Source organism: Burkholderia sp. HI2500, from assembly GCF_002223055.1.
Taxonomy (GTDB): Bacteria; Pseudomonadota; Gammaproteobacteria; order Burkholderiales; family Burkholderiaceae; genus Burkholderia.
The window spans coordinates 2,869,136-2,888,207 of the sequence record NZ_NKFL01000006.1 but is presented as its reverse complement, the minus strand read 5'-3'; the positions used below and the strand labels follow the sequence as shown (position 1 = coordinate 2,888,207).

Below are 19,072 nucleotides of genomic sequence, written 5' to 3'. Positions count from 1 at the left end.
GAAACCGCGATTGCCCACTCCGTCCGGCCATGTTAAAAGTCGTCGCACGCATTTGGAAATGAAATGTTCGAATCCGCAGAAGTGCATAAATGAATAGACCCCTGTTCGACCTCGACCTGCTGCGCGCGCTCGTGATGGTCGCCGACTGCGGCAGCTTCACGACGGCGTCCGCGCGCCTGCATTCGACGCAGTCGACGGTCAGCCAGAAGGTGCGCCGCCTCGAGGAAATCGCCGGGCATCGCCTGCTCGACCGCGGCACGCGCGACGTGCGGCCGACCGACGCGGGCGTGACGGTGCTCAGCTATGCGCGGCGCATGATCGCGCTGAACGACGAGATGCTGGAAGCGTTGTCGGGCGCCACGGTCGCGCTGACGATCCGGCTCGGCGTGCCCGACGATTTCGCGGCGGGCCGCACGACGCACGCGCTCGCGGCGTTCAAGCGCGCGCATCCGCAAGTGAAGCTCGAAGTGATGTGCGGGCTGAGCCGCGACATCAGCGCCGCGTACGACCGTGGCGAGCTCGACCTCGTGCTGATCAAGCAGCGTCGCGACAGCCGCGAGGCCGTCGTGCGCTGGCCCGAGAAGCTGCGCTGGATCGACAGCGCGAAGCATCCGTCGATCGACCTCGACCCGGTGCCGATCGTCGTGTTCCCGCCGCGCGGGCTCTATCGCGACGACATGATCAAGGCGATCGAGGAACGCGGCCGCCGCTGGCGGATCAGCTTCACGACGTCGAGCCTGAGCGGCATCCAGGCCGCCGTCGCGGACGGGCTCGGCATCAGCGTGCTGCCCGCGCGCGTGGTGACGGACGAGCACGTCGTGCTGACCGCGAAGCAGGGCTTCGCGCCGATCGAGCACATGGACATCGCGATCCTGCACCGGCCGACGGCCGACCCGATGGTCAGCGAACTGACGAAGGCGCTCGCGACGATGCTGGAATTGGAGGAGTAGCAAGCCGGCCGGATGCGGCGGCAACGTGAAGGACGCCGCGGCACTGCCGATACGACGAGATCGCGGGCGCGTCGACATGCCCGAGCGCCCGGCCCTCGTCAGAACATCGTGTTCCCGTTCGCGGCCTGCTCGGGCACGGGTTGATTGACGTCCCAGTGCTCGACGATCTTGCCGTTCTCGAGCTTGAAGATGTCCATGATCGCGCTACCGCGCGTGCCGGGTTCGCGCACCGCATGCACGTGCAGGATCACGTAGTCGCCGTCGACGAACGAGCGCTTGATCTCGCTGTGCGACTGCGGATATTTGTCGCGCAGGAACGCGACGAACTTGCGGAAGCCGTCGCGGCCGTCGGCCGCGTTCGGGTTGTGCTGCACGTAGCGATCGCCGACGTACGCGAGCGCGGCGTCGGCGTCCTTCTCGTTCAGGCCTTTTTCATAGAACGCGAGCACCGTCCGCCGGTTGGCTTCCTGCTGTGCGTCCGTTGGGCCGGCCGCCACCGCGTGCGCGGCGCTCACGGCGAACAGGGCCGCCGCCATCCATCGTGCGGCCCGTGCCGCTGTCGTGCGTCGCATCGTCGTCTCCCGGGCAATCCCGCTGAAAACCCGATCATACCGGGGCGACGCTGCGCTCACGCTTCACTCAGACCAGCGCGCCGTCGCGCGCGACGATCTTCCCCGACGACACGACGAGCCGCCGCACCGGTCGCGCAACGACAGCCTCGGCGAACGTCAGCGCGTCGACGAGCACGACGTCCGCGCGGCTGCCCGGCTGCAGCCCGTAACCGTCGAAGCCGCAACCGCGCGCCGCGCCGTGCGTCACGCAGTCGAGCGCGACTTCGAGCGCATCGTCGCGGCGGAAATCGTTGCGCATGCCGATCAGCATCGCGCGTTCGAGCATGTCGGGCGACCCATACGGCGTCCACGTATCGCGCACGCCGTCGTTGCCGCCGATGACCGTCACGCCCGCTGCACGGCACGCGGCCACCGGCGGCACGGGCACCGCCGCGGGGGCGGTCGTGACGAGCCCGACGCCGAGTTCGGCCATCCGCGCGAGCAGCGCATCGCGCTCGCGTTCGGCGATATCGCCGAGACAGAACCCGTGGCTGATCGTCACCTTGCCCTGCATGCCGTGCGTAGCCGTGCGCTGCAGGATCAGGTCGAGCGAATACGCGCCCATCGATCCGCGCTCGTGCAGATGAAGGTCGAGCCCGCGGCCGTGGCGCTCGGCGATTGCGAACAGCACGTCCACCGCTTCGACCGGATCGCCTTCGATCGCGCACGGATCGAGCCCGCCGAGCAGATCGGCGCCGGCGGCCAGCGCTTCGGACAGCAGCACATCGGTGCCCGGCCGCTTGAGCACGCCCGATTGCGGAAACGCGACGATCTGGATCTCGACCTGCCCGCGCAGCGTCTCGCGGGTCGCGAGCACACCGTGCAGATGCCGCAGCCCGGCTTCGGTATCGATGTCGACGTGCGTACGGATGCGCGTCGTGCCGGCCGCGAGGAACGCGCGCGCCAGCGCGAGCGACGCGGCGCCGGCGTCATGGCCGCTCGTCGCGCGATAGTGGCGCTCGTTCTCGATGCGGTCGACGAGGCGCGGCCCGACCTGGTTGCGATACCACGGCATCCCCCAGTGCGTCTTGTCGAGGTGCGTGTGGCCTTCGACGAGGCCGGGCAGCGCGAGCGCGCCTGCGCCGTCCTCGATCGCGCAGCCGGCGGGCGCGTCGAGCGACGGGCCGACACGCACGATGCGATCGCCTTCGATCAGGATGTCGAGCGCGGCGTCGGCGTTCGGGCGGACGTTGCGGATCAGCAGGTTCGTCATGTCGGTTCCGGTAAGGTCGGTCAGTGCAGTCAGTGCGGTCAGCGTGAAGCGGGCACGGCGCATGCCGTGCCGCCGGTCAGGTCGGTCAGCGCGTGAAGCGCAGCGCGGGAGCGAACGGCGCGCCGGTGTCGCTTTCACCGCGACGGAACACCCAGCGCTCGGCCGGCACGCCCGCGACGGCCGCCGCCGCATTCGGCGCACGCACCGCGACGAACGTCGCATCGCAGCCGACTGCAATTCCGTAGTTATCCTTGCCGATCACGCGAGCGCCGGCGTGCGTCGCCATGTCGAGCGCGATGCCGAGCGCTTCGTCGGTGTAGAAGCCCGACCGATAGCCGACCATCATCGCGCGCTGCAGCATGTCGCCGTTGCCGTACGGCCACCAGGCGTCGCGGATGTTGTCGTTGCCCGCGAACACGAGCACGCCCGCGTCGCGCAGCGCCTGCACCGGCGGAAACGCGCAGTCGCCCGGCGCATTCGTCAGGATCGACACGCCGGCGTCGGCCAGTGCCGCCGCCGTGCGCTGCACGTCGTCATCGCTCACCTGGCCGAGCGCGTACGCATGGCTCACGTTCACGCGGCCACCGAGCCCCGCCGCGCGCGTGCGCGCCGCGATCCGCAGCAGCTGCGCGATGCCCGTTTCACCAGGCTCGTGCAGGTGGATGTCGATCTTCGCGCCGCGCTTCTCGGCGATGCCGAACACGATGTCGAGCTGGCCGTCCGCATCGCCGTCGAGCGTCGTCGGGTCGATCCCGCCGACCACGTCCGCACCTTCGCGCACGGCCGCGTCGAGGATCTCGGCGGTGCCGGGGCACGTGACGACGCCGGCCTGCGGAAACGCAACCAGTTCGATATCGACGATCCCGCGCCATTGCTCGCGCGCGGCCATCACGGCCTGCAGGTTCGACAGGCCGGTGGTTGCATCGACGTCGACGTGGCTGCGCATCGCGACCGTGCCGAATGCGGCGGCCTGCGCGATCAGCGCATTCGCGCGTTCGACGATCGGCGGCGCGGCCGCGAGCTGGCGCTTCTCGACCGCGAGCCGCTCGCGCAGCGTGCCGACCGGTTCGTGCGGCACCCAGCGATCGCCGACGAAGCTCTTGTCGAGGTGGATGTGACCGTCGACGAAGCCGGGCAGCACGACGCGGCCGTCGAGGTCGATCGTTTCCGCGCCGGGCGCGGCGGCGCAATCGGCGCCGATCGCGGTAAAGCGGCCGTCACGGACGACGAGATGGATGGGCTGGCCGCCGGCGTCGACGGCGTTGATGAAGATACGATCGGTCATGGCTCGGAATGTGGGGCGGTCGCGGCACGTCGCCGGCGCGGACAGGGGAAGGCACCGCAGCCGGCACGGCGCGACCGTTGGCAGGGAATCCGGCCACGATATCGGACGCCGTCGCCCGAGGCCAATTAAATGTCGCGATGCCGCGCATTCGATTTCGCGATGCGCGGCGCGCGCGGCCGCCGGGCCTGGCACGGCGATGGGGCGGGATCGCGGGGAAAGCGACGGAAAAACCGAAGGCCGCGCAGCGTCGGCATCACCGGAATGCGGCCGTCTCGCGCCCTTGCCGGGACTCGCTTCAACGCCCCGCCCGCTCGACGATTTACGCGGCAACAGACTTTACACGTTGTTACCCGGCCGCACCGGACGCGCCTCCGGCCATTCCTTATACTCACGCCGAGTTCGCCACCCGTTCCGGTATTCGTCGGCGAACCCGTTGCCGATGCAGGAAACATCATGATGCGCATGCCTTCCACGAAGACCGTTCTGTTCGCCTCGCTCGTCGCCGTCGCGGCGCTTCCGCTGACCGCCTGCGTCGCGCCGGGTTACTACGGCGCGCAGCCGGGGTATCCGCAGCAGCAGCAATACGCGACGCCCGGCTACGCGCAGCCCGCGTATTCGCAACCGGGTTACGTGCAGCAGCAACAGCCGTATCCGAACCAGGCGCCGCAACCGTACGACCAGTACGGCAACCCGCAGCAATACGGATCGCAGCCGTATGACCAGTACGGCAATCAGCAGCAGTACGGCAACGGCTACGGCACGCAATACGGCACGGTCTCGAACATCCAGCCGGTCAACGGCTCGGTCGGCCCGTCGGGCGTCGCCGGCACCGTCGTCGGTGCGCTGGTCGGCGGCCTGGTCGGCAACCAGTTCGGCCGCGGTCACGGCCGCGATGCGGCCACCGTGATCGGTGCACTCGGCGGTGCGGTGGCCGGCAACCAGATCGGCCAGCAGATGGGCGCCGCGCAAGGCCCGAGCAGCTACCGGATCGACGTGCAGGTCAGCGACGGAACGATGCGCTCGTTCGACGTGCAGTCGCCGGGCAACCTGCGTCCGGGCGATCGCGTGCAGATCAATGGCAATCAATTGTCGCGTTATTGATTCCGATGCGGTGCGCCTGACCTGATCGGGCGCCTCGTCGCGCGTTTGGCGTCGGGCACCGGTTCGGCGCGACGGCGCGCCTGTTTCACCTCACCCTCATTCTTCGTGCCCGCGCGGCGCGCATGACGCGCCGCCGACACTGCCGCGGCGCCTTCGCACCCGTCTCCAACGCGCGCCATCGCACGGCCACTCTCCCGCACCAACAGCCACGACTCAGCGCATCGCCATCAAACGCGCTCGACGCCAAGCCCGACGCGCGTCGACCGCGCAGCCGCCTGCAGGTGCCGCGAACGCCGGTAGAGGATCGCCATCAGCGCCATCACCGCCGCGCCGGCGTACAGCGACCCGCGCGTCGACGGATCGACGCCGAGCATCACGAACACGAACGCGACGAACACGAGGCAGATCCACGACGTGACCGTCGCGTACGGCATGCGGAACGCCACCGTCTCGCCGCGCGCGGCCAGCGCGCGCCGGAACCGCATGTGGGTCAGCACGATCATCGCCCAGATCACGGCCACGTCGAACGACAGGAACGACATCAGCCAGCCGAACACGCGCGCCGGAATCACATAGTTCAGCACCACGCCGACCGACATGAACAGCACGGTCGCCCGCACCGCGCGCGACGGCGACCCGCTTGCGCTCAGCGCCGCGAACGACGCGGGCGCGAGGCCGTTGCCGGCCATGCTCGACAGCATGCGCGCGCCGCTGAACACGATGCAGTTGAAGCTCGACAACGCGGCCGTCACGACCACGAAGTTGACGATGCCGGCGGCCTGTCGCAGCCCGAGCGATTCGAACGTGGTCACGAACGGGCTGCCATGCTCGCCGAGTTCGTGCCACGGATACAGCGCCATGATGATGAACAGCGCGCCGACGTAGAAGATCAGGATGCGCCACAGCACCGAGTTGATCGCACGCGGAATCATCTTCTGCGGCTCGCGCGCCTCGCCGGCGGTGAGGCCGATCATCTCGACGCCCGCGAACGAATACGCGACGATCGGCAGCGCGCTCACGACCCCGAGCATGCCATGCGGAAACACGCCGCCGTGGCGCCACAGGTTCGACAGGCCGACGGGCTGGCCGCCATGGCCGATCCCGGTGAACACGATCAGCGCGCCGCCCGCGATCATCAGCACGATCGTCACGACCTTCACGATCGCGAACCAGAACTCCAGTTCGCCGTACACCTTCACGTTGAGCAGGTTGAACGCCGAGATCGCGGCGATCGCCGACACGACCCACAACCACTGCGGCACGTCCGGAAACCAGAAGCCCATGTAGATGCCGATGGCGGTCGTCTCCGCGACACCGACGCCGACCATCAGCAGCCAGTAGCTCCAGCCGACCACGTAGCCGGCGAACGGCCCGACGTATTCGAACGCATACGCACCGAACGAGCCGGACACCGGCCGGTGCACGGCCATCTCACCGAGCGCGCGCATGATCAGGAAGATCATCGCGCCGCCGATCAGGTAGGCGACGAGCGCGCCGGGCCCGGCCGCCTTGATCGCGGACGCCGAGCCGAGGAACAGGCCGACGCCGATGGCCATGCCGAGGGCCATGAACGAAATCTGGCGCGCGCCGAGTTCGCGCCGCATCGTGTGCTGTTGCATGTTGTCTCCAGTCGTTGATCGTCGCGGCGAGCCGGGTCGGCCGGCCGCTGGATGGAGCGGCCGGCGTCGTGTGCCGGCCGCCCTGCTGCAGCGCACGGTCGCCGGTTCAGCGGCCGTGCAGAAAGCGTTCGACGCGAAACGGCGTCGGGTCGACGAACGGCTGCGTGCCGGTCATCAGGTCGGCGACCAGCCGGCCGGTCACGGGGCCGAGCGTGAAGCCGTGATGCGCATGCCCGAACGCGAACCACAGATCGCGGTGGCGCGGCGCCGCACCAATGACGGGCAGCATGTCGGGCGTGCACGGCCGGCGGCCGAGCCACGGCGCGCCGTCGACGCGCGCGCCGAGCGGAAACAGCTCGCGCGCGACCGGTTCGACGGCGATGAGCTGGACGGGCGTCGGCGGCGTATCGCAAAGCCCGAGCTCGACGCCGGTCGTCAGGCGGATGCCGCGCGTCATCGGCGTGATCAGGAAGCCGCTGTCGGCATCGAGCACGGGCCCGTTCAGCCGCGCGCCCGGCTGCGCCGCGTAGTGCATGTGATAGCCGCGCTTGACCGCGAGCGGCAGCGTGTAGCCGAGCCGTTCGCACAGCAGGTCCGACCACGGCCCGAGCGCGACGACCGCCGCGCGCGCATCGACCGGGCCTTGCGCGGTGTCGACGCGCCAGCCGTTCGCGGCCGACAGCGTCAGCGCGTCGCCGGTCAGGATGCGGCCTCCGAGCTGCTCGAAGTGGCGCGCATACGCGCTCACGAGTGCATTCGGATCGCTGATCGAATCGGAGCCCGTGTAGCGCAGCGCGCCCACCAACGCGCGGCTCAGGTTCGGCTCGGCGACGCGCAGCGCGGCCGCATCGAGCGCGTCGAAGGTCACGCCGTATTCGGCGCGCCAGCGCTCGGCGGCGCGCGTTTCCGTATCGCGCGTCGCGGCCGTGCGGAACACCTTCAGCCAGCCGCCTTCGCGCAGCAATGCGCCGGCGCCGGACGCTTCGATCAGCGCACGATGCTCGGTCACGCAATGTTCGATCAGCGGCGCATACGCGCGCGCGATCTCCGCATGGCGCGCCGGATGCGAGTTGCGCCAGTAGCGGTACAGGAACGGAATCAGTTTCGGCAGCGCGCCGACGTGATAGCGGACGTCGGGCGAGCGGTTGCACGCGTATTTCAGCAGCGTGCCGAAGCCGCGCGGAAACGCATACGGATACACGCCTTCGCGCTGGATCAGCCCGGCATTGCCGAGCGATGTCTCGTTGCCGGGCGCCTTGCGGTCGACGAGCGCGACCGACAGGCCGCGTTGTTGCAGATGCACGGCAACGGACACGCCGATCATGCCGCCGCCCAGGACGAGCGTGTCGAATGTCATCGGGAGTTCCTCGGGGCGGGCGGTGCCGGCGTCAGGCGAGCGCGGTCACGGCGATCTCGACGTCGAGACCGGGTTTCATCAGCAACGCCTGCACGCAGGCGCGGGTCGGCGCGTGGCCGGCCGGCACCCAGGCGTCCCACACCGCATTGAATGCGTCGAAGTGCGCGGCATCGCTGAGCCATATGTTGGCCGTCAGCACGCGCGTCTTGTCGACGCCGGCCGAGGCGAGCAACGCATCGATGCGCGTGAGGATTTCGGTCGCCTGCACGGCGATCGGCGCGCCGGCCGTATCGGGCACCTGGCCGGCCAGGTGGACGAAGCCGTTCGCGATCACGACCTGGCTCATGCGTGCGCTCGTCTGCAGACGTTGGATTTCACTGGACATGATGGTTTGCACCTTCGCAAGGCCGGCCGCGACCGGCCGGGAAAATAAATGGCTGGGAAAGCCGCTGCCGTGTGCGGAATCGTCGGGCAACCGCCGCACGGGCGAGCTGTGCCGATACGCACACGTGTCGTTCACGCCGGCCGCACCAGTCCCGCGAGTTTCGCGCCGTCCGATGCTAGAGTGGCCGTCACGCCAACCGTCGGCGATTTCGACGAAAATTATCATATACGAGAAAATTTATTCTCGTATACGACAAAACCCGTATTCACGTCACGTACGCCGCGCCCCGTATCCGCATGCCCAAATCCACCGTCCCCGTTCCGCCGCCCACCGACACCGCGCCGCAGCTCGACCACCAGACGGTCGGCGCGCGGCTGCGCGACGCGCGCAAGTCGCGCGGCCTGACGCTCGCGCAACTGTCCGAGCGCTCCGGCATCGCGGTGTCGACGATTTCGAAGGCCGAGCGCGGCGACATCGCGCTCACCTACGACAAGTTCGCGGCGCTCACGCATGCGCTCGCGCTCGACTTCGACACGATGTTCGGCCGCCCGGCGCCCGCCGGCGCGATGACGCCGTCGTTCACGCCGGCCGGCCAGCAGATGGTCTATGACACGCCGAACTACGCGTACGGGATGCTCGCGAACGACCTGACCGGCAAGCGGATGGTGCCCGTGCGCGGGCGCATCCATGCGCGCAAGCTGTCGGACTTCGCCGACTACATCCGGCACAGCGGCGAGGAGTTCGTGTTCGTGCTGAGCGGCGAGCTGGAGCTGCGCTTCGAGAACGGCCATGCGTACCGGCTCGGCGCCGGCGACAGCCTGTATTTCGACAGCGCGGTCGGGCACGTGTACCTGAGCCTCGGCGACACCGATGCCGAGGTGCTCGCGTGCTGCGTCGACGGCGATGCCAGGCGGCCGCGCGACGCGATCTGACGATCTGACGATCGGAATGCGATCACGCGGCGGTGCCGAACGTCGCCGCGCAACACCGGGATTCCTATTACGATAAGGACGATGCATCCCGCGGCCCCAGCGGCTCGCGCCGGCATGCACGACCTTCAACCGGAACGCCCCCGATGACGATCACCACCCGCCTGCTCGAAGCGGCCGACGCCGCCCGTTTCCAGACCGTTCGCCTGCGTGCGGTCGACACCGCCCCCACCTCCTTCCTGCCGACGCTCGACGAAGAATCGCAGGTGCCGGTCGACGAATTCGCGACGCGCATCACGCCGACCCGTGAACGCGCCGTGTTCGGCGCGTTCGACGGCGATACGCTCGTCGGCATCACCGGCGTGCGCCGCGATGCGCGCGTGAAGATCGCGCACAAGGCGACGATCTGGGGCGTGTTCGTCGATCCCGCGTATCGCGGGCAAGGCATCGCGCAAACGCTGCTCGAAAGCGCGACCGCCCACGCGGCGCGGGAATGGGACTGCAAGCAACTGATGCTGTGCGTGAACGAGGTCAACGCCACCGCGGAGCGGCTGTATGCGTCGCAAGGGTTCGTGCGGTTCGGGACGGAACCGCGCTCGATGTTCGTCGACGGGCGGTTCTATGACGAGCACCACATGGTCAAGACGCTGGCGTAGCGTGCCGCTGCTGCGAACGGGAAGCGCCAGGCACCGCCAAGCGAGCACCCACTCACCGGCACCGCGCGTCGACGCTCCCGTCATTCGCAGCGACGTCGGCACACCATGGACCGGCGCCGAACACACGTCGAACGCAACAGCCCGACTGTGAGCACACACTAACTTTCCATGCAATACGACAGCGGCCAGTCGTGCCGCTGTCGGTTTATGCGCAAAAACTTTTATTGCAGCAACCCGGCCGGCCAGATCCCTACTTGTCTACCGCCGCCACCCTGCCGCCCGGGACCGTATCGTCCCCCGCCGACGCGACCGGTTCGAACATCAGCACCAGATCGCCCCGGTAGCTTCCGTTGACTCCGGCTGCCCCGCGCGTAGCCGGCGCATTGGCACGGATCGTCAGGTTGCGGGTTTCGTCGTAGCCATTGATGCCGGGCTTGACCAGGGTGAGCGTGCGCGCGCCGTCGTGCGCGATGTCCGCGCCGCCGGCCTTGTCCGCCAGCACGACCTTCGCGTCGGTCATGTCGTAGCGGCCGTTCGACAGCCTCAGCGGCTGCAGCAGCGCGACGCGGACGTCGGGATTCGTCGTGTAGACGCGGATCGGCAGCGTTGCGCCGAACGTCTGCGGCGAGCCGTCCGTCGCATTCAGCTCGACCACGCCATGGGCGGCCGCATCGCCCGAGGTCGACACGAACAGGCTGTCGCCAATGTGCGCCGTCAACCGGATCGTCTTGACGACGGCGTGCGGCGACGTCGGGCCCGCCTGGGCGATGCCGGTGAATGCAATGCATGCGCCCGCCGCGATGATGTATTTGCCGATCTTCATTTTTCTATTCCGTATTCAGGCCGTTTCGTGAAATCCGAACGCCGCCCATTAGCGGTTCGCTTCGGACAAAACATTCCGCCCATTGCATTCAAATTCGATATTCCAGTATCTCGAAATTTGAATGCAATATCCCCGTGGAATGCCATTTCCGTCATTGCGCGCATGGGGCCGGCAATGCCCTTTCGCCGGCCTGCCCACCCTGCCGTCACCCTCCCGTAAGGCAGTATTCACCTAGCCATGTGGACATATTCACGCAACGACATGCGTCAACGATAGGTTGCGAAAAACCGGAATCAAATACATGGAAACCTTTATGCCGATTTCCGTTTTTTATTTACCTATGCTATCTACCAATCAAATTGAATCGAATGGAAAAAATGAGCCGGGTCTTCGTGCTGCTCGCACTTCAACATGCGCATCATTGAATCGCCGCGTCCGAGCACCTGCGTCCGCCTCGGTAATTCCGCCTCTATTCAGCCCCCCGCGCTCCGCGCTATCGTCTTCGTCATCCTCACAGCCCAGGAGCTGCCTTTGCCTTCCCGCCACGGAGTCGACCTCATCCGCGCCCGCGCGCTGTTCGATCGCGAGCGCCGTGCATTCACCGAAGCCATGCCGGTCTCCCGCGCCCTGTCCGCGGAAGCGTCCGAGCACTTGCTGTTCGGCGTGCCGTTGCACTGGATGCAGGACTGGTCGACGCCGTTCTCGCTGTATGTGAAAGAAGCGCGCGGCGCGACCTTCACCGACGTCGACGGCCACCGCTACGCCGACTTCTGCCTCGGCGACACCGGTGCGATGTTCGGCCATGCGCCCGAACCCGTCGCGCGGGCACTCGTCGAGCAGGCCACGCGCGGCTACACGACGATGCTGCCGAGCGAGGATGCCGCGTGGGTGTCGCGCGAACTCGCGCGCCGCTTCCGGCTGCCGGTCTGGCAATTCGCGCTGAGCGCGAGCGACGCGAACCGCTTCGTGCTGCGCTGGGCGCGCGCGGCCACCGGCCGCAACACGATCGTCGTGTTCAACGGCTGCTATCACGGCACGGTCGACGACGTCTTCGTCGATCTCGTCGACGGCCGCCCCGTGCAGCGCGACAGCCTGCTCGGGCAGTCGTACGACCTGCTCGCGAACACGCGCGTCGTCGAATTCAACGATCTCGCCGCGCTCGAAGCCGCGCTGAAACGCGGCGATGTCGCCTGCGTGCTCGCCGAGCCCGCGATGACGAACATCGGGATGGTGCTGCCCGATCCGGGCTTCTGGGAGGCCGCGCGCGAACTGACGCGCCGCCACGGCACGCTGCTCGTGATCGACGAAACCCACACGATCAGCAGCGGCCCGGGCGGTTATGCGGTCGCGCACGATCTGGAGCCGGACATGCTGGTGGTCGGCAAGCCGATCGCGGGCGGCGTGCCGTGCGCGGTGTACGGGTTCAGCGCCGAATTCGCGGAACGCGCGAAGCAGGCGAAGCTGAACGCGCCGCCCGGCCACTCGGGGATCGGCACGACGCTCACCGCGAACATGCTCGCGATGCATGCGATGCGTGCGACGCTCGCCGAAGTCGCGACCGACGCGGCCTATGCGCACATGTTCGAACTCGCCGCGCGGCTGGCGACCGGGCTCGAGCAGGCGATCGCGAAACACGAACTGCCGTGGTGCGTGACGCGCATCGGCGCGCGCACCGAGTTCCAGTTCGCCCCCACGCCGCCGCGCAACGGCACGATCGCCGGCGCGCAGCTCGACAGCGAACTCGAGCACATCGTGCACCTGTACCTGCTGAATCGCGGCGTGCTGATCACGCCATTCCACAACATGATGCTCGTGTGTCCGCAGACGACGGCCGATGATGTCGACCGGCTCGTCGCGCAGTTCGACGCGTGTCTCGGCGAGCTGGTGTGATGGCGTGACATTCGCGGCAGGCAACACATCGCGCGAGCGCGGCCACGATGTGTTGCCTGCGGCTGCGGCGTCGCTCGTGTCGCGTGACAGTGAAACGGACCGCCGCACAGCGAGCCGTTTCCCGTCGCATTCGCCTCATGCAGCGATGCGCTACGCCGCCTTCAACGCCTGCCGCGCCACCGCCTCGAAATACCGCGCGCCGATCGACAGGATCTCGTCGTTGAAGTCATAGCCCGCGTTATGCAGCGGCACGCCGCCGCGCCCTGCCGCCTCCCCGTTGCCGATGAAGACGAAGTTGCCGGGCACCGCCTGCAAGAACGCGCCGAAGTCTTCCGAGATCATCATCGGCTGGACGTTCGCGTCCACGTTCTCCGCGCCCGCCACCTGCGCCGCGGCCCGCACGGCCGTGTCGACCCATTCCGGCGAATTCACCGTCGGCGCGAACTCGTGCGTGTACTCGAACATGCAGGTCGCGCCGTGCGTGCGGCAGATCCCTTCGCTGATCTCGCGCATCCGCGTGGCCAGCAGCGCCTGCACGTCGCGCGAATAGCTGCGCGTGTCGCCCTTGATCGTCACCGTCGACGGCAGCACGTTGCGCAGCCCGTCGGTGATGAACTCCGTGCACGAGATCACGGCCTGCTGGCCAGGATCGAGATTGCGCGACACGATCGTCTGCAGCGCGAACACGACCTGCGCGCCGATCACGATCGGATCGATGCCCATGTGCGGGCGCGCCGCATGCGTGCCGCGCCCGTCGATCCGGATCACGAAATTGTCCTCGCTCGCCATGATGCCGCCCGCACGCGTCGAGAACGTGCCCGCGCGCATGCCCGGCATGTTGTGCGCGCCGAAGATCGCGTCGACCGGAAAGCGCTCGAACAGCCCGTCGGCCATCATCGCCTTCGCGCCGCGGCCGTGCTCCTCGGCCGGCTGGAAAATGAAACGCACGGTGCCGTCGAAATCCTTGCGCTCGGCCAGCAGCTGCGCGGCGCCGAGCACCATCGACATGTGGCCGTCGTGCCCGCACGCATGCATCTTGCCGGGCGTGCGCGACGCGTGTTCGCGGCCCGGCGCGTGCTCGGCGATGTTCAGCGCGTCCATGTCCGCGCGGATGCCGATCGCGCGCTTGCCGGTGCCGGCCGTCAGGTTCGCGACGAGCCCCGTGCCGCCGATCCCGCGATGCACGTCGAGCCCGAGCGTCGTCAGGATGCGCGCGACGTAGTCCGACGTGTTCACCTCTTCGAACCCCGTCTCCGGATGCTGGTGCAAGTGGCGGCGCCAGGTCTTCAGTTGCCCCTGCAGCGTGCTTTCTTCGGTTGCGTCCATGGCGTTGGCCTCGTCAGTCGTGGTCGATCGGGATCGGTCGGGATGTCGTTCAGGCCGCCACTGCCGCGCGGTCCTGCCAGGCGCGCTGCCGCGCGAGCACGGCATCGGCCGTTTCGCCGACGCAGTTCCGGTACACGGACGGCGCCGTCGCGCCTTCCGTATTGATCGCCAGCACGCGCGAGTGCGCATCGAGCCCCACCTGCCGTGCGAGCGCAGGGTCGCGCATCAGCACCTCGAGCCCCGCGACGCCGGCCGCGCCCGATTCGCCCGCCACGAGCGGCACGTCGCGACCGCTGCCGGCCGCGAGGCCGCGCATCGCCTGCACGGCGTCTTCGTCGTCGATCAGCATGAAGTAGTCGATGCACATCTCGAGGAAGTCCCACGCCAGCGGCGACGCCTCGCCGCACGCGAGCCCCGCCATCACGGAATCGACGCTGCCGGTCGCCCTGGACGCGCGCCCAGCGAGCGCACTCTGGTACAGGCAATCGGCCTGGCGCGGCTCGACGACGATGAAACGCGGCCGCTGCACGCCGTCGCGCTCCCACAGGTAACTCGCGACGCCCGCGGCGAGGCCGCCCACGCCACCCTGCAGCAGCACATGCGTGAACGGGCGCCCGTCGTCCTGCGCCGCCTGTGCGGCGGCCTCGGCGGCGATCACGCCATAGCCTTGCATCACGTCGCGCGGAATCGCTTCGTAGCCGTCGTACGACGTATCGGACACGACATACCAGCCGTTCGCCTGCGCAAGCTGCGCCGCGCAGACAACCGACTCGTCGTAGTTCCCCTCGATGCGCACGATCCGCGCGCCGTACGCGGAGATCGCGCGTTCGCGCTCGGCGTCGACGTTCGCGTGCAGCACGATCACGCACCCGCAGCCGATCGCACGCGCGGCGGCGGCGAGCGCGCGGCCGTGATTGCCGTCGGTCGCGCTGATCACCGTCAGGTCGGCCAGTTCCGCCGCGTAGCGGCCGGTGACGAGCCCTTGCGGATCGAGATCCTGCGGGCGTCGCAGGCGCTTCACGAGCCGCACCAGCGCGATCGGCGCACCAAGCGCCTTGAAACTGCCGAGCGGCGAGCGGCACGACTCGTCCTTCACGCTGACGCTCGCGACGCCGAGCCGCGCGGCGAGATCCGGCAGCGCGCGCAGCGGCGTGCGCGCGTTGCCGACGAGCGGCCAGTGCGACAGCCACGCGCCGCTTTCGTCGGCCGATGCCATGTTCATCACGCGGCGCAGCGCGTGGGGATAGGCGGCGCGCGAGGCGCGGGGGTTGGCGATCAGCATCGCGGGCAGCACTCCGTGAGTCGGTTCGGGTCGGGCGCGCACGGGTTGCACGCGCCGCCGGTTCGAAAAATAATATTGCGCATGCGGGTCAATAAAATCGCCAAATTAGCGACTGCCACGCAAAAATTTCTCATTCTTTCGAGGTTTCACGCGCCATCATGACCACCCCACTCGATGCGTTCGATCGCAAGCTGCTGATGGAAATCCAGCGCGACGCGCAGACGCCGCAAAGCGAGCTCGGCGCGCGCGTCAACCTGTCGACCGCGGCCGTGAACCGGCGCCTGAAACGGCTCGCGGACGAAGGCGTGATCGAGCGCTACACCGCTGTCGTCGCGCCGGACAAGGTCGATCATCCGCTGACGATCGTCGTCAACGTCGAGGTCGAAAGCGAGCAGATCGACCAGCTCGACGCGATGAAGCGCACCTTCGAGCGCTGCCCGCAGATCCAGCAGTGCTACTACGTGACGGGGGAATGGGATTTCGTGCTGATCCTGGCCGTACGCAACATGGATCAGTACAACGCGCTCACGCGCGAGCTGTTCTTCGCGAACAACAACGTGAAGCGGTTCAAGACGCTGGTGAGCATGAGCCGCGTGAAGGTCGGGCTCGAGGTGCCGGTCGAGCCGGGCGAGTAAGTGAGCGGTTGCACACATGAGGCGACCGGCGCACGAATGCATGCGCCGGCCACCTCCCATCGACGGCTACGTCAGCGGCAACTGAAGCTCGCCACCGAATTCACGTCGCCCGACCCGTTGTAGCGCGCCACCTGCGGATACGGACACAGCGGCCGCGTACGTCCCGCGCCCCATGACGCGGGCACGTCAGCATTCGGCGCCACGTTCGTCGCATCGCGCGCGGTGGCCACCACCGCATTGGGCGCCTGCCCCTGCTCGACCCACGCGACGAGCGGCGTCAGCAGGTCGAACTGGTCGGCCGCCGGCCCGCCCGAGCAGTGGTTCATCCCCGGCACCGGATAGAAGCGCGCGAAATCCGACGCATCGCCGCCGTTCGCCTGCGCGACCCGTGCGTACCAGTCGCGCGTGTCGTCGAACGAGAACACCGGGTCACCGGTGCCGTGATAGACGAGCAGCTTCGCCCCGCGCGCCTTCAGCGCGGACAGGTTGGTTTCGTCAGGCGGCGTCATGAACGTCCACGCGGATTGCGTGTACACGCCGCTGGTCGCGAAGATCGCCGGCGCGTCGTTATCCATGTCGAAGCCGAGCGCGAAACCGGGCAGGTTCGCGAGCGCCGCGGCGGTTTTTGGCGGCGACATGAACGTGAACGCCATCGCGGCCGGGTCGAGCGTGATCGAATTCGACTGCTTCCACGCGGCCCAGCCGCCGCCCGCGATGCCCGGATCGTACGGAAAGCCCGCATAGAGCGCCTGGCCCGCGCTGTTGCGAGCGCCCGTGAACACGTTCCCGAGCGCGGTCTTCTGCGCGGTCGTCAGGCATGCGCCCGTGCGCGTGCCGTTCGCGCAGGTCGGGATGTCCGCATCGACGCTGAAGTGCGCCTGGCAAGCGGCGACGTCCTGCACCATCCCGTCGGCCGCGCCGTCGAGCGCATCGCATTTCTCGAGGATCTTCGCGCCGACGAACTGCCGCTCCGCGTCATTGAAGCCGCTGCGGATATCCGGCAGCCCGTTCGAGCCGGTCGCCGATGCGATCTTCGCGAACTGCTGCGCGCCGTACATCTCGCCGATCGCCGCTTTCGGCAGATGAAAGCCCGGATCGCCCGCGATGATGCCGTCGTAGTCGGCCGGGTTGCGCACCGCCGTGACCATCGCGTGACGGCCGCCGTTCGAGCAGCCGCCGAAATAGCTGCGATCAGGCGCCTTGCCGTACGCGAGCCGGATCACCTGCTTCGCCATCGGCGTGAGCGCGTCGACCGCGCCGTAGCCGTAGTCGAGGCGTGCCTGCGGATCGAGGCCGAACAGCGGGTTCTGCGCGGCGCTGTGCCCGGAATCCGAGCTGATCACCGCGAAGCCCTGGTTCAGCGCGTCGGTCAGCGGCCCGCCGCCGCCGATCTCGCCGGTCGCGGTCACGACGTTGCCGTCGAGGCCGCCGTTCGCCTGGTAGAAGAAGCGGCCGTTCCACGCCTTCGGCAAGCGCATTTCGAAGCCGATCGCATAGGTCTTGCCGTCGACCGTGCTCACGCGCTCGTTCATCTTCCCTGCGATCACGCAGTGCTCGGCGATCGGTTTGCCCGCCACCGTGAGCGCGCCGGCGGCCGCGGTCGTCACCGACGTGAACGACGTGTTCGCATACGCGAGCTTCGCGGCGAGCGCGTCGCAGGTCTGCGCCATCGCGGCCGGTGTCGCGGCGCTCAGGTGCGTCGGTGCGGAATTCACCGAATCGTCGCCGCCGCAACCGGCGAGCATCGCGGCGGCGGACAGCGGCGCAATACAGAGGAATGCAGATTTCCTGTTCAAGATAACTCCCGTTCGGTTCGTCACGCCGGTGAATCAGAACATGTGCCGCACGCCGACCATCGCGCCGAGCTGCCCCATCCCCGCGCCGGGCGTCGTGCCGGGCCCGCCGCCGCTGACCGAGTAGCGCGCATGCGCGCTGTTCCACAGATACGACGATTGCGCATAGACGGCCGTGCGCTTCGTCAACAGATAGGTCGCGCGCAGCGTGGCCATCGTCGCGCGCGTGTCGTGCGCGCTGTTGACGATCCGGTAGCCTTCGCCGTCGACGACGAAATCCGGCTTCACCGCATACGATGCGCCGACGAAGAACAAATCCGAATGCGCACCCGCCGCGGCCGGCGAACCGGTCGACACGCGCCGCCCGATCCAGCCCGCGCCGATCTTCGCGCCGGCCGCCTGCGCATACGCGCTCACGTGCGTGCGCGCGTCCTTGCCGCCGCTGCTGGTGAAGGGAACGGGCGCGACGCCGTCGAAGAAGTTCGCGGCCGCGCCGGTGCCGCCGCGCTGTTCCTCGTACGACGCCGCCGCACCGAAGTACGCGCTGTCGTACTTGAGCATCACCGACCAGTTGCGACACTGCACCGCGTCGCCCGGCACCTGCCCCGCGCACGTGCCCTGCCCCGGCGAGTTGCCGGTGCCCGCGCCGTCGCGGCCGAACGAATACGCGGCGCCGAACGTCACGCCGCGATACGCGCCGACGTAGGTCACCGCGTTGTCGGCGCGGCCATTCGGCACGTACGCGTCGAACGAGCCGAGCCCGTAGATGTCAGGGCCGATGATGTCCGCGCCCTGCAGCGCGAGGTAGGTCATCGTGTACTGGCGCCCGAACGCGAGCGTGCCGAAGCCGCTCTTCAACCCGACGAATGCCTGGCGCCCGAACAACCGGCCGCCCTGGCCGAGATCGCCGCCGCGCACGTTGAAGCCGCTTTCGAGCGTGAACACCGCCTGATAGCCGCCGCCGAGATCCTCGGTGCCGCGCAGCCCCCAGCGCGACGGCAGCTCGCCCGTCACGCCCGGCATCCGCACGACGTGGTCGCCTGCCGCGTTCGCGTGCGACACGTATTCGACGCCCGTATCGATGATCCCGTACAGCGTCACGCTCGACTGCGCATGCGCGACCGGCGCGGCAAATGCGCAGCACGCTCCGGCGGCCAGCAGGCCGTTCCTTGTCTTCGTCTTCATCGTTGCGTCTCCAGACCTTGAGTAAGCGCGCT

At 68.4% G+C, this 19,072-nt stretch carries 17 protein-coding genes; 6 read left to right on the top strand and 11 right to left on the bottom strand.

Going from position 1 to position 19,072, the window contains the following annotated elements:
* The first annotated feature begins 89 nt into the window (after nt 1-89).
* Nucleotides 90-950, top strand: a complete 861-nt coding sequence (locus tag CFB45_RS30760) for a LysR family transcriptional regulator (RefSeq protein ID WP_046548765.1) — start codon at nt 90-92, stop codon at nt 948-950.
* A gap of 98 nt (nt 951-1,048) precedes the next feature.
* Here the strand turns inward: CFB45_RS30760 and CFB45_RS30755 are convergent, their stop codons facing one another.
* The 3 genes from CFB45_RS30755 to CFB45_RS30745 all read right to left on the bottom strand — a co-directional run bounded on the left by CFB45_RS30755 (nt 1,049) and on the right by CFB45_RS30745 (nt 4,059).
* On the bottom strand, nt 1,049-1,522 hold the full coding sequence (locus tag CFB45_RS30755) for a nuclear transport factor 2 family protein (protein ID WP_089428779.1): 474 nt from the start codon (nt 1,520-1,522) through the stop codon (nt 1,049-1,051).
* 67 nt (nt 1,523-1,589) lie between these two features.
* Nucleotides 1,590-2,774, bottom strand: coding sequence for an amidohydrolase family protein (locus CFB45_RS30750; protein ID WP_089429211.1), 1,185 nt, complete (start codon nt 2,772-2,774; stop codon nt 1,590-1,592).
* Nucleotides 2,775-2,859: 85 nt separating this feature from the next.
* On the bottom strand, nt 2,860-4,059 hold the full coding sequence (locus tag CFB45_RS30745; RefSeq protein WP_089428778.1) for an amidohydrolase family protein: 1,200 nt from the start codon (nt 4,057-4,059) through the stop codon (nt 2,860-2,862).
* A 453-nt stretch (nt 4,060-4,512) separates the two neighbouring features.
* On the opposite strand from CFB45_RS30745, the gene CFB45_RS30740 reads away from it, so the two are divergent.
* On the top strand, nt 4,513-5,160 hold the full coding sequence (locus CFB45_RS30740) for a glycine zipper 2TM domain-containing protein (protein WP_089428777.1): 648 nt from the start codon (nt 4,513-4,515) through the stop codon (nt 5,158-5,160).
* A gap of 227 nt (nt 5,161-5,387) precedes the next feature.
* On the opposite strand, the gene CFB45_RS30735 is transcribed toward CFB45_RS30740, so the two are convergent.
* The 3 genes from CFB45_RS30735 to CFB45_RS30725 all read right to left on the bottom strand — a co-directional run bounded on the left by CFB45_RS30735 (nt 5,388) and on the right by CFB45_RS30725 (nt 8,521).
* Complete coding sequence (locus tag CFB45_RS30735; protein ID WP_089428776.1) at nt 5,388-6,779, bottom strand: amino acid permease; 1,392 nt, start codon at nt 6,777-6,779, stop codon at nt 5,388-5,390.
* Nucleotides 6,780-6,885: 106 nt separating this feature from the next.
* The gene (locus CFB45_RS30730; protein WP_089428775.1) at nt 6,886-8,136 is read right to left on the bottom strand and encodes an NAD(P)/FAD-dependent oxidoreductase; all 1,251 of its coding nucleotides are present in this window, start codon (nt 8,134-8,136) and stop codon (nt 6,886-6,888) included.
* A gap of 31 nt (nt 8,137-8,167) precedes the next feature.
* Nucleotides 8,168-8,521 carry a RidA family protein gene (locus CFB45_RS30725; RefSeq protein ID WP_089429210.1) on the bottom strand — a complete coding sequence of 118 codons (354 nt, stop codon included), beginning with the start codon at nt 8,519-8,521 and terminating at the stop codon, nt 8,168-8,170.
* Nucleotides 8,522-8,817: 296 nt separating this feature from the next.
* On the opposite strand from CFB45_RS30725, the gene CFB45_RS30720 reads away from it, so the two are divergent.
* Both CFB45_RS30720 and CFB45_RS30715 read left to right on the top strand, forming a co-directional pair.
* Entirely contained in the window at nt 8,818-9,453 is a 636-nt protein-coding gene (locus CFB45_RS30720; protein WP_048023746.1) for a helix-turn-helix domain-containing protein, read from the top strand.
* Between the two features lie 143 nt (nt 9,454-9,596).
* A complete protein-coding gene (locus CFB45_RS30715) occupies nt 9,597-10,106 on the top strand; it encodes a GNAT family N-acetyltransferase (RefSeq protein WP_089428774.1) in 510 nt (169 codons plus the stop codon).
* Nucleotides 10,107-10,356: 250 nt separating this feature from the next.
* Here the strand turns inward: CFB45_RS30715 and CFB45_RS30710 are convergent, their stop codons facing one another.
* Entirely contained in the window at nt 10,357-10,929 is a 573-nt protein-coding gene (locus CFB45_RS30710) for a hypothetical protein (protein ID WP_089428773.1), read from the bottom strand.
* Between the two features lie 531 nt (nt 10,930-11,460).
* Here CFB45_RS30710 and CFB45_RS30705 point away from each other — a divergent pair.
* Entirely contained in the window at nt 11,461-12,819 is a 1,359-nt protein-coding gene (locus CFB45_RS30705; RefSeq protein WP_089428772.1) for an aspartate aminotransferase family protein, read from the top strand.
* A gap of 150 nt (nt 12,820-12,969) precedes the next feature.
* Here CFB45_RS30705 and CFB45_RS30700 read toward each other — a convergent pair whose 3' ends face one another.
* Both CFB45_RS30700 and CFB45_RS30695 read right to left on the bottom strand, forming a co-directional pair.
* Nucleotides 12,970-14,145, bottom strand: coding sequence for a M20 aminoacylase family protein (locus CFB45_RS30700; protein ID WP_089428771.1), 1,176 nt, complete (start codon nt 14,143-14,145; stop codon nt 12,970-12,972).
* A gap of 49 nt (nt 14,146-14,194) precedes the next feature.
* Nucleotides 14,195-15,427, bottom strand: coding sequence for a diaminopropionate ammonia-lyase (locus CFB45_RS30695; protein WP_089429209.1), 1,233 nt, complete (start codon nt 15,425-15,427; stop codon nt 14,195-14,197).
* A gap of 158 nt (nt 15,428-15,585) precedes the next feature.
* Between CFB45_RS30695 and CFB45_RS30690 the strand changes: the two genes are divergently transcribed.
* Complete coding sequence (locus tag CFB45_RS30690) at nt 15,586-16,062, top strand: Lrp/AsnC family transcriptional regulator (protein WP_089428770.1); 477 nt, start codon at nt 15,586-15,588, stop codon at nt 16,060-16,062.
* Between the two features lie 71 nt (nt 16,063-16,133).
* Here CFB45_RS30690 and CFB45_RS30685 read toward each other — a convergent pair whose 3' ends face one another.
* Complete coding sequence (locus CFB45_RS30685) at nt 16,134-17,858, bottom strand: tannase/feruloyl esterase family alpha/beta hydrolase (RefSeq protein ID WP_089428769.1); 1,725 nt, start codon at nt 17,856-17,858, stop codon at nt 16,134-16,136.
* Nucleotides 17,859-17,891: 33 nt separating this feature from the next.
* The gene (locus CFB45_RS30680) at nt 17,892-19,040 is read right to left on the bottom strand and encodes a porin (RefSeq protein WP_089428768.1); all 1,149 of its coding nucleotides are present in this window, start codon (nt 19,038-19,040) and stop codon (nt 17,892-17,894) included.
* Nucleotides 19,041-19,072: the final 32 nt, after the last annotated feature.

Bases quoted from the DNA above. Each gene is read 5' to 3' on its own strand.
- CFB45_RS30730 (WP_089428775.1), bottom strand. From the start codon at position 8,136: ATGACATTCGACACGCTCGTCCTGGGCGGCGGCATGATCGGCGTGTCC.
- CFB45_RS30740 (WP_089428777.1), top strand. From the start codon at position 4,513: ATGATGCGCATGCCTTCCACGAAGACCGTTCTGTTCGCCTCGCTCGTC.
- CFB45_RS30720 (WP_048023746.1), top strand. From the start codon at position 8,818: ATGCCCAAATCCACCGTCCCCGTTCCGCCGCCCACCGACACCGCGCCG.
- CFB45_RS30755 (WP_089428779.1), bottom strand. From the start codon at position 1,522: ATGCGACGCACGACAGCGGCACGGGCCGCACGATGGATGGCGGCGGCC.
- CFB45_RS30715 (WP_089428774.1), top strand. From the start codon at position 9,597: ATGACGATCACCACCCGCCTGCTCGAAGCGGCCGACGCCGCCCGTTTC.
- CFB45_RS30760 (WP_046548765.1), top strand. From the start codon at position 90: ATGAATAGACCCCTGTTCGACCTCGACCTGCTGCGCGCGCTCGTGATG.
- CFB45_RS30690 (WP_089428770.1), top strand. From the start codon at position 15,586: ATGACCACCCCACTCGATGCGTTCGATCGCAAGCTGCTGATGGAAATC.
- CFB45_RS30725 (WP_089429210.1), bottom strand. From the start codon at position 8,521: ATGTCCAGTGAAATCCAACGTCTGCAGACGAGCGCACGCATGAGCCAG.
- CFB45_RS30735 (WP_089428776.1), bottom strand. From the start codon at position 6,779: ATGCAACAGCACACGATGCGGCGCGAACTCGGCGCGCGCCAGATTTCG.
- CFB45_RS30710 (WP_089428773.1), bottom strand. From the start codon at position 10,929: ATGAAGATCGGCAAATACATCATCGCGGCGGGCGCATGCATTGCATTC.
- CFB45_RS30745 (WP_089428778.1), bottom strand. From the start codon at position 4,059: ATGACCGATCGTATCTTCATCAACGCCGTCGACGCCGGCGGCCAGCCC.
- CFB45_RS30695 (WP_089429209.1), bottom strand. From the start codon at position 15,427: ATGCTGATCGCCAACCCCCGCGCCTCGCGCGCCGCCTATCCCCACGCG.
- CFB45_RS30680 (WP_089428768.1), bottom strand. From the start codon at position 19,040: ATGAAGACGAAGACAAGGAACGGCCTGCTGGCCGCCGGAGCGTGCTGC.
- CFB45_RS30700 (WP_089428771.1), bottom strand. From the start codon at position 14,145: ATGGACGCAACCGAAGAAAGCACGCTGCAGGGGCAACTGAAGACCTGG.
- CFB45_RS30750 (WP_089429211.1), bottom strand. From the start codon at position 2,774: ATGACGAACCTGCTGATCCGCAACGTCCGCCCGAACGCCGACGCCGCG.